Source organism: Kordia sp., from assembly GCF_045105435.1.
In the GTDB taxonomy this organism is placed as follows: domain Bacteria; phylum Bacteroidota; class Bacteroidia; order Flavobacteriales; family Flavobacteriaceae; genus Kordia.
Genome location: NZ_JBGCDL010000370.1, coordinates 1 through 9,331, shown reverse-complemented (window position 1 = coordinate 9,331; position 9,331 = coordinate 1). Strand labels below are relative to the sequence as shown.

Sequence of the window (9,331 nt, the reverse complement as noted above, 5' to 3'; positions counted from 1 at the left end):
TCTCCTACTTTTGCACGCAACACATGCAAAGCCCATGCGCCTTTTTGATAAAACGTTAAACTGCTTGCTTTCGGATTCAATAAAGATTCACCTTTTCCATCATTCAACGCTTTTAATTGCATTGCCGATTTAAAAAGTGTCCAATAAAAATAATCGTCTCCAAAAATTTCTTTTTCCGCCAATAACGCGTAATATGTTGCAAAACCTTCTTGCAACCAATGGTGTTTTCCACTTTTTGCAGTCACCAAATCACCAAACCATTGATGCGCCAATTCGTGTGCATTTACGTTTACATAGTTTTTGTCGACAAAACCGATGCTATCTATCACAAAACTATCCGAAAAAATGGTGGTGGTCGTATTTTCCATTCCCGAATACAAAAAGTCTTTTACAGGAACTTGCTTGTAGTTTTGCCACGGATATGGAACACCAATTTCATGTTCTAAAAAGTCAAAAATACGTTTCGTATGTCGGTAAGTTGGTTCAAACTTCGCTTCATCTTCTGGATAATAATACAATTCTATTGGTATACCGCTTTCTGAAGTAAGAGTTTTCTTTTTGTACTTTCCAATGGCAATTGCCGCCAAATAGCTACTCATTGGCTGCTTCATATCGTACTGCCATTTGACTAATGAATCGTTTACAATTTCTTTTTTGATGAGTTTTCCATTGGCAATAACTTCGTAATCTTTATCAAAAGTAATCGTAAAATCAAACTCTATCTTATCATTTACATCGTCTAAACTTGGCAACCAATTGCTTGTGTATTTCCCTTGACCTTGCGTCCAAACTTGCTTTCTGCCGTTTTTTTCGTTCCAATCAATAAAATACATTGCTTTTTTAGGTCGTGTAAACCAAACTAAATTAAGAGAATGCTTTTCTCCTTTTTTAAAATGACTTTTAAATACTAATTTATCAGCTAAATCTTCAACACTTCCTTTAAATGTTTTTTTATGAACTTCATAATGTTCCACTTCTCTATAATCTAAATAGATGGAATCGGTATCTTTCAATATTTCAAATTCGTAGGTTACGCCCATTGCTACACTTGGTACTTTTGGGTGTAAGGTCATTTGAACTTTTGCTGTTTTAAAATCAACAATATCCCTTTGTTGTGCAAATGCAACACAGATAAAACAGTAAAAAAAGATGGAAAAAATGTACTTCATAATACGCTATAAACAAATAATACACCAAAATAGTATATTTCGGTGTATTATTTAATAAGATATTATTTTTAAAAAAAAGTTAGTCAGTCACTGTAGGTTTTACAATTGGCGTGCTACTTTTTACAACCACAAAAGTTGATGTTGCATAAAACGCGCCGTTATTCCCAGAAGTTGTTCCGCCATCACTTGTCCAATCTTGATAATCGTACTCAAATGTAAACGAACTGCCATTCATTGCCGAACCGAATTGATCTATACGCACCGGAACTGCCATTCCTGGACACCAACCTGCTCTGTCGGGATTCCAATTTCCTGATTGTGGTTGCACAGGATTTGACGCACAACCAATTGGCTGCATATTGTGTTGAAACATGTTTGAACCATTAATTTTTACATCATGTGTTCTAAAACACCATTCGGCACAAGGTCTGTTGTCAGAATCGACAGGTGTTGCATGTCCCCAACCCGAAATAATTGTTCGTAAATGTGTTGCTTCTGCATTGGCTGGAATGCTTACTGTTTTTGTTAAATCCCACGTTGAAGCATCAATCGCAACTCCGTAAGGAACTCCTGAAGTTGACCAATCGTCATAGGTTATTACATCTGCAATAGCATAATATTCATAATCTGGCGTTCCTTCAACATAATCAAATTCAACTGATAATTCCCATCCGTCAGCTCCCCAAGTTTCAATACGCGCATATAATTCTGTGCTTCCTTCTAGTAAGGATTTAAAGTCAGTTACATCAATTTCAAAACCTCGTGTCAATTGCGAGTTATCTACTCCATACGGTGTAATATAACGTCCTATTTCATAAAATTCTCCCGAAGCATCGTCTTTTACTTTGATGTTAGCATACACATCCCATGCATTACATCCGCCAGTTGGGCAACGTAATTCGACATACATCATTATTTGTTCAATATTTGACATATTGTTGTGCAAATTGTACGTGTTGGTTTGTGTTTGACTAAATCCGCCACCAAAAGCAATTCTTTGATTATCAAATGTTTGATAATTGTGTCGTACTGCGGTTCCTGTTCCCGATAAAGCAATAGCTTGATCTGTAAGATCAATAGATTCTAATACAATATCGCCTACTTTTACACCTAAATCTGTGGCAGTTGGGCTAAAACGCACATATAAATTTTCTGGAGTTGTATTTATGACTTCGTTATCGTAGGTTACAGAATTTCCAAAAGAAATATTGTCTTTTGAAACTTCAAATGACTCAGAAGCAATTGCTACTAAATCATTTTCTAAGTTTATACCTCTTAGTTGTATCGTTTGTGCTGTAGACATCGTTCCTATAGTAACATCGCCAAAATCATTTATGGCGCCTAATACTTGAATTTCACGAACAATTTCTAAGGCTGTTCCAGTAAGTGCTACTTGCTTTGTATCAAAATCATTTGACGTGACTGTAATTGTTCCTGTTAAATCTCCTAAAGCTGTGGCTGATGGTACAAATCGTACAGAAATAGTATTGTTTTGATTCGCCTGAGTTGCTGTTAAACTTAGACTTGAACTGTAATTTGTATTGTCTCTCGAAATTTCAAAAGCGCCAGAAACACTAATGGAAACTGAGCTTGTTAATCGTGCTCCTGTCATAGAAACTGACTTTGGAGATGAAACTGTTCCTGCTTGAATAGCATTGAAACTAACACTTGTGTTATTTACACTAAACGTAGGACTGGAAGTGCCTGATTCTTCATCGGAACTACACGCATACAATAGAAATGTAAACGCCAAAAATGTATAAAAAAAGGTGAGGATAGTTGGTTTTCTTTTCATCTGTTGGTTTGTTTTGCTGCTAAAAGTAAGTAAAAAAGCTGAAACTTTCTGCCAACAAAAAACCTCAAAATCAATATTTTGAGGTTTTTGTAAATTATAGAAAATTACTAAGTAGTTTAGAATCTACTTCTTCTTTACTGCATTCACTTCTTTCGCTGTGTAAAAGTTTTCAGTTTTATTTCCCCAAGAGTTAGATGTATAGTTCATAACATCTGCTACTTGCTTGTCTGTCAATCCTAATGGCAACATAACACCGTTGTATTTTTTACCGTTTACAACAATTTCGCCTTTTAATCCGTATTTGATCGATCGGATGCTTTCTACAGGTTTGTCCGACAACCAATTAGAACCTGCCAATGGAGGAAATGCATTTGCTACACCTTTTCCACTTGGTAAGTGACATTGCGCACACACATTGTTATAAACTGCTTTTCCGCGTTTTAAACTTACTTCAACTTCCTTTTTATCAGCAGTAGCAACTTGTGTAAAGGCTGATTTTTCATTTCCTGTATCTTCCGTAGTTTCTGTACTAACTGGTTTGCTTCCTGCACTTGCTTTCCATTTACTATTTGTAGTAGTTGTCGTTTTAGTTGAACTAGATGATTTTTTCACCATTTTAAATACACCTTCTCCATCAATTCCTACATAAATATATCCATCTGGACCTTGACGAACCGAGCGTACACGACCAATTCCTTCTAGTAATTTTTCGCGACTCGCTACTTTTTCATCACGCGTAAGCGTTAACAATTCCAAATATTGAAATTTTAAAGAACCTACTAATAAATGTCCTTTTAATTCAGGATATGTATCACTCGTTACAAATGTCATTCCGCTTGGCGCAATTGACGGAACCCAATAGTATAAAGGTTGTTCCATGCCGTCACGCGCTTTTTCATCTGTAATGGTTGTTCCACTATAGTTGATTCCGTATGTGATCACTGGCCAACCGTAATTCACTGCTTTTGTAACTGGATTTATTTCGTCGCCACCACGTGGACCGTGTTCGTGTACCCAAATTTGTCCTGTGCGCGGATTTACCGCCATTCCTTGCGGATTTCGATGTCCGTAAGAGAAAATAGCTTCCTTAGCATCTTTCTGACCTACAAATGGATTGTCTGCCGGAATACGTCCATCATCATGTAAACGATATACTTTTCCACCATCTTTGGTAATATCTTGCGGATTTACATCACGTTTTCCACGATCGCCAATAGTAAAATATACAAATCCATCTGCATCAAACGCAATTCGCGAACCAAAATGATGCGCCGTTTTTACATTCGGACTTCCTTGATATAGTTTTTCAATCGAAGTCAGCGCATTGTTTTCCAATTTTGCTCTGATTAATGCTGTATGACTTCCTTTTTCTTTTTTATCCACAATAGAATACGTAATGTAAATCCAACCATTTTCTTTGTATTTTGGGTGAATCATTACATCTAATAAACCACCTTGATTTCTATCAAATACTTTTGGAACATTTGAGATCGATGTTTTTTTTCCATCTTTTACGTGATATAATTCTCCAGATCGATCTGTGACCAACATACTTCCATCAGGCAACCAAGTCATTCCCCACGGAACATCAATTCCGTCCACAACCAATTCAGCTTTGTATACATCTTGATCTTTCGTAATTTCTTCTGTCGTTTTTATTGCTTTCAGCGGAGTTGCTTCGGGTACTTTTACTTTGGCAACTTCTTTTTGCTTTTTTCCACAAGAAATAAACAAGAACGTGACTAAAATCAGCAAACTGATGGATTGTTTCATAGTATGGATCGTTATAGTGTTTTTATAATTTATAGCTTAATTGAATGCCGCCGTACATATTAAACGGCAATCCAGGGTAAAAATAGCGCGCATTTGTATCGTTTCCAAATGCGTTTACTTGTAATTGTGATGTGTATGCGGTATCAAATATATTATTTGCGCCAATTGATATATCATAACTAAATTGACTTCCTATTTTGTTGTAATAGCCAATTTTACCATTCAATAATTCAAAAGCATCGCTGTATACAGTGTTTTCATCATTTGCAGGCATTTCTCCTACGGCTTGAAAATCGAATCGTCCATAAAATCCGCTACGATCTACCATTTTAATTCCTAAATTTACAACAGATTTTGGAACTCCCGTGAGGTCATTACCAGAAAAGTTTGCATTGGTTTCCGTAAATTCTTTGAAACTGAAATCATTGATACTTGCATTTGCATACGAATTGAGCGTGAAACGTTCAGTCTGAATCACTTCATAACTTAATGCCGCTTCAATTCCTTTGTGCGCTGTTTTCCCTGCGTTTAGAGTAATATTTTGATCGGTTGCTGTTCTTCGGTTGACTAATAAATCGCTTACAGCCATGCTATAAATGGAAACCGAACCTGATAATTTTCTGTTTGTGGTATGGAATCGTGAACCGAGTTCAAAATTCCAACCGCGTTCTGGTTTTATGTTTGGATTAAACGCTCCATTCGGAAATAAGGTTTCAGAAGTTGTTGGTGTCGAAAAACCATGCGCCACGCTTCCAAAGAGATTGAAATTGCTTGAAACGGCATAGTTTACACCTAGTTTTGGGGAAACGATCGCATCAAAGGTAAAATCTTCTTCATTTGATCCATTCAATTGATCTTGCACCGTATATTTTGTCTGATTTAAGTGCAAACCTATACTAATCGATAGTTTTTTTCGGGAGTAAATCGCTTCTGCAAAGAGATTGAAATAGTTTCTATTCTCATCAATATTAGACAAAATAGCACCTGCGACACTTCCTGTTCCGTCTGGGAAATCTTGATACAGATTGTCAAACTGTTTTGCATTATAATCATCAAAAAACAATTCGCCACCAACAGACCATTTTAGAGAACTATTTTCAAAGTTTTTTGTCGCTAGTAAACGTGTACGCAGACCAAATGTCGTTGCTTTTTCTTCTAATATATTGAAAGGTCGCGGTTCGTAATTGTTATTAAAACTGGTAAATACGCTAGTTTTTTGTGTGTAGGTTTCATTAAATTCATGACTCCAATTAATTCCGAATAATGTTTTCTTAAAATCTTCAAATCCGCGTGCATTTTTCCAGATAGTCGCAGCGTTTCTAGGCAAATTTTCATAATCTTCTCTATTCAATGAACTTGGAATAAATGCTTTTAAACTCGTGTAATTTCCTATGAAAGTTAATTCGTTTTTATCATCAACCAACCAATTTGACGTAATGGTTGCCGTTGCTTTGTCTAAGGAATTGTTATTGCGATATCCATCGGAATGTGTATTGCTATAAATTACGTTTACATTGGCTTTTTTGCCGCCGTGCATGACTTTGGCAACCGTTCTAAACAAACCATAACTTCCAACCGTTGTAAACAAATCGGCGCTTGTTTCGTTGAATTTTGCAAATTCTGGATATAATAATATCGTTCCGCCCAAACCAACTCCATAACTACTTGAAGAAGGTCCTTTGTGGATTTCCATTCGCGAGATCGCGGCTAATTCCAAATCTTCAATGGCAGATTCGCCATTTCCATCCGTTAACGGAATATCTGCATAATACGCACGAATATTTGCCGTAGAAAACGGACTTCGTGCACCAATTCCTCTAATGGTAATTCTATTTGTATTGAGCGAACCACTTTGCATAAATACACCTGGCACTCTGTTTAAAATTGGCGCTAATTGTACCGTATTTTCACTATTAATTTCACTTTCTGTTACAATAGCAATCGATTCTGTAGTTTGCTTTAACTTTTGTTGAATGGTAATTCCGTTTACGATGACTTCATCGAGTTGGTTTCTAATTGAATACAAAGCAATAATGATGTTTTCTCCTGAAGCTGTTTTTACTGTTTGAGTTTGATACCCTTTCAAAGAAACGACTAACATAACATCTAAAGCTGACTTTACTTCTATTGAGAATTTTCCTTTTTTATTTGTTTTGACTTCAGTTTTTGTTTCAAAATCTACTACTGTTGCGTTCGATAAAACAATATTTGTAGATGTATCAATAACAGTTCCTTTAACCACATATTGAGCCATCACAAGATCTGTCACACTAAAAAATAATAGAAAAAGGAAAATGTTTGGTGAAAATTTTATGGGCACAGGTTTGGTTTTTAAAGCGTAAATTTAATCAGATTATTTATCTTTTGTCGTAGCTTTTCTTAAAGTTAACATTTGTTGCGTAGAATGTTTGAGTTTGGTATATTGGAATTAGTTGAGAAAAAACAAGTTATTTTTTGACAGCTTTTTCTTTTGGAAGATTTTTAACTTCTTTGTTAGCTCTAGTAAACATCTGAACACCATAATATATAGCAACAATAGCAATTGTCAATAAAATAACTCCAGCTATTACAATGCCAATAAGGTACGCATTAGGGTTTTCAGCTTCTATTTTAGAAGTATCTTTAAACTTCTCAATAGTTTCTGGCACGCGCATAAATAATGCAATCGCCACAAATCCACCAATTATTAACAACAAAAAGCTCAGAATTTTCTTAAACATAGTCAAATATAAATAATTATTTTTCACTTACAATAAAGTACGCTTTATGTACTGCACAACTTTCTATATCTTCGCACAAATGAAAACACTCGATATTAGAACCGTAAATGTGGTGCAGTACCTAAAACCTTTACGTGAAGGCGGATCGCTTCCTGCCATCGTAAAAGGAGACGACGATTTTTTGTATGTACTTAAATTTAGAGGCGCCGGACAAGGAAAGAAAGCGTTAATTTCCGAATTGATTGGTGGCGAATTGGCACGTGCAATCGGATTAAAAATTCCTGAGTTGGTTTTTATGAATTTAGATGATTCATTCAGTAAAACGGAACCTGATGAAGAGATTCAAGATTTGTTAAAGTTTAGTGTTGGACTGAATTTAGGATTGCATTTTTTATCGAGCGCCATCACGTTTGATCCTTTGGTGACTTCGGTAGATGAAATCACGGCTTCGAAAGTGGTTTTGTTAGACAGTATTATTAGTAATATTGACAGAACCGTGAAAAACACCAACTTACTCCATTGGAATAACGAATTGTGGGTCATTGATAATGGTGCGAGTTTCTACTTTCATCACAATTGGACAACTTGGGAAAATCATCTCATACGTACATTTCCATTGATAAAAGATCATGTATTGCTAGCACAAGCAACGAAACTCAAGGAAGTTGCTCAAGAATTTAAAACACTAATTACTGAAGATAAAATCACAGAAATTATCAATACCATTCCAGAAGATTGGTTGCAACACGAAGCAGACGATTTGTCTCCTGACGACATGCGAAATGCGTATATTCAGTATGTAAACGCGAAATTAACCATGATTGATTCACTCGTAAAAGAAGCGGAAAATGCAAGGTAAAGTCACATTTGAATATGCCATCATACGATTCATGCCTAAAGTAGAACGTGAAGAATTTTTCAATATTGGCGTAATTGTATTCTCGAAACGGAAGAAGTTTTTAGCGCTAAAATATCATGTAGACGCTAAAAAACTGGCTGCATTTTCATGCGAAATTACTCGCGATGAATTAAATGCATATCTCCATGCTTGGGAAAATATCTGCAAAGGTGCGCCACATGGTGGAAAAATAGGAACTTTTGAACGTTCTGATCGTTTTCGTTGGTTGGCGGCTTCCAAAAGTACCATGATTCTTTGTTCACCTACGCATGCTGGTTTGACTGATAATCCGCAACGAGAATTGGATGCTATTTTTGAAACCTGTGTTTTGTAGGTTGCATCTCGACTGCGCTCGATGTGACAGATGTTAGATTGTTAGATTGTTAGATTGTTAGATTGTTAGATTGTTAGAAACTATACATTATCGAGTTCAAAAATGTCACTTCGAGTAATTTTTTTAAAAAAAAATTGTATCGAGAAGTACTATGAAACTCTAACCTAAACTTTATAATTTACATAGGTCTTCTATACAAATGCTAGTTCATATTCAACAGTTACTTCCATAAACCAAACGAATACTATTTTACTACAAGTCTAAAGTGTATGGTTGGTTAATTTAGTCGTAATAAAAAATTACACTAAACCATTTACCATGAAAAAAATACTACTTACATTAGCGTTGATACTTAGTATTTCTTTTAGTTATGCACAACAAGGTTTCACAGTCCTTTTACCAAATTTTGAAGGACAAACACTTTCTCAAATTAAAAAATACAAAGACTGGAATATACTAACTGAAGTTTCTGGCGATCTCAATCACGATCATATTAAAGATGTTGCGCTTGTTTTGGAAACAAAAGACAGTATTTATGAAAAAAGAGATTCTTCAAACGACGAATTAACCAAAGGAAAAGCGAGAGTGTTACTCGTATTCCTCAGTAAAAACGGAAAGAAAATTGTTCACACGCAAAACAAT

Annotated in this window: 8 protein-coding genes; 3 read left to right on the top strand and 5 right to left on the bottom strand. The window is 35.5% G+C overall.

Features of this window, described 5'->3' with window-relative positions:
- The 5 genes from AB8B65_RS18800 to AB8B65_RS18780 all read right to left on the bottom strand — a co-directional run.
- On the bottom strand, window positions 1-1,073 hold a 1,073-nt coding region (locus AB8B65_RS18800; RefSeq protein ID WP_405302824.1), incomplete at its 3' end, for a M1 family metallopeptidase.
- 175 nt (window positions 1,074-1,248) lie between these two features.
- A complete protein-coding gene (locus tag AB8B65_RS18795; RefSeq protein ID WP_405302823.1) occupies window positions 1,249-2,964 on the bottom strand; it encodes a peptide-N-glycosidase F-related protein in 1,716 nt (571 codons plus the stop codon).
- Window positions 2,965-3,087: 123 nt separating this feature from the next.
- Complete coding sequence (locus AB8B65_RS18790) at window positions 3,088-4,737, bottom strand: PQQ-dependent sugar dehydrogenase (RefSeq protein WP_405302822.1); 1,650 nt, start codon at window positions 4,735-4,737, stop codon at window positions 3,088-3,090.
- Window positions 4,738-4,759: 22 nt separating this feature from the next.
- Window positions 4,760-7,057, bottom strand: coding sequence for a TonB-dependent receptor domain-containing protein (locus AB8B65_RS18785; RefSeq protein WP_405302821.1), 2,298 nt, complete (start codon window positions 7,055-7,057; stop codon window positions 4,760-4,762).
- Window positions 7,058-7,184: 127 nt separating this feature from the next.
- Window positions 7,185-7,433, bottom strand: a complete 249-nt coding sequence (locus AB8B65_RS18780) for a hypothetical protein (RefSeq protein WP_405302820.1) — start codon at window positions 7,431-7,433, stop codon at window positions 7,185-7,187.
- A 103-nt stretch (window positions 7,434-7,536) separates the two neighbouring features.
- Between AB8B65_RS18780 and AB8B65_RS18775 the strand changes: the two genes are divergently transcribed.
- From AB8B65_RS18775 to AB8B65_RS18765, 3 genes are all read left to right on the top strand, one after another.
- Window positions 7,537-8,316, top strand: coding sequence for a HipA family kinase (locus AB8B65_RS18775; RefSeq protein WP_405302819.1), 780 nt, complete (start codon window positions 7,537-7,539; stop codon window positions 8,314-8,316).
- Window positions 8,306-8,689: a DUF3037 domain-containing protein gene (locus tag AB8B65_RS18770; RefSeq protein ID WP_405302818.1), complete on the top strand. Its 384-nt coding sequence runs from the start codon at window positions 8,306-8,308 to the stop codon at window positions 8,687-8,689. The genes AB8B65_RS18775 and AB8B65_RS18770 overlap by 11 nt, the downstream gene beginning before the upstream one ends.
- Before the next feature lie 318 nt (window positions 8,690-9,007).
- A partial coding sequence (locus AB8B65_RS18765) for a hypothetical protein (protein WP_405302817.1) occupies window positions 9,008-9,331 on the top strand: 324 nt, incomplete at its 3' end.

Bases quoted from the DNA above. Each gene is read 5' to 3' on its own strand.
- AB8B65_RS18795 (WP_405302823.1), bottom strand. From the start codon at position 2,964: ATGAAAAGAAAACCAACTATCCTCACCTTTTTTTATACATTTTTGGCG.
- AB8B65_RS18790 (WP_405302822.1), bottom strand. From the start codon at position 4,737: ATGAAACAATCCATCAGTTTGCTGATTTTAGTCACGTTCTTGTTTATT.
- AB8B65_RS18775 (WP_405302819.1), top strand. From the start codon at position 7,537: ATGAAAACACTCGATATTAGAACCGTAAATGTGGTGCAGTACCTAAAA.
- AB8B65_RS18770 (WP_405302818.1), top strand. From the start codon at position 8,306: ATGCAAGGTAAAGTCACATTTGAATATGCCATCATACGATTCATGCCT.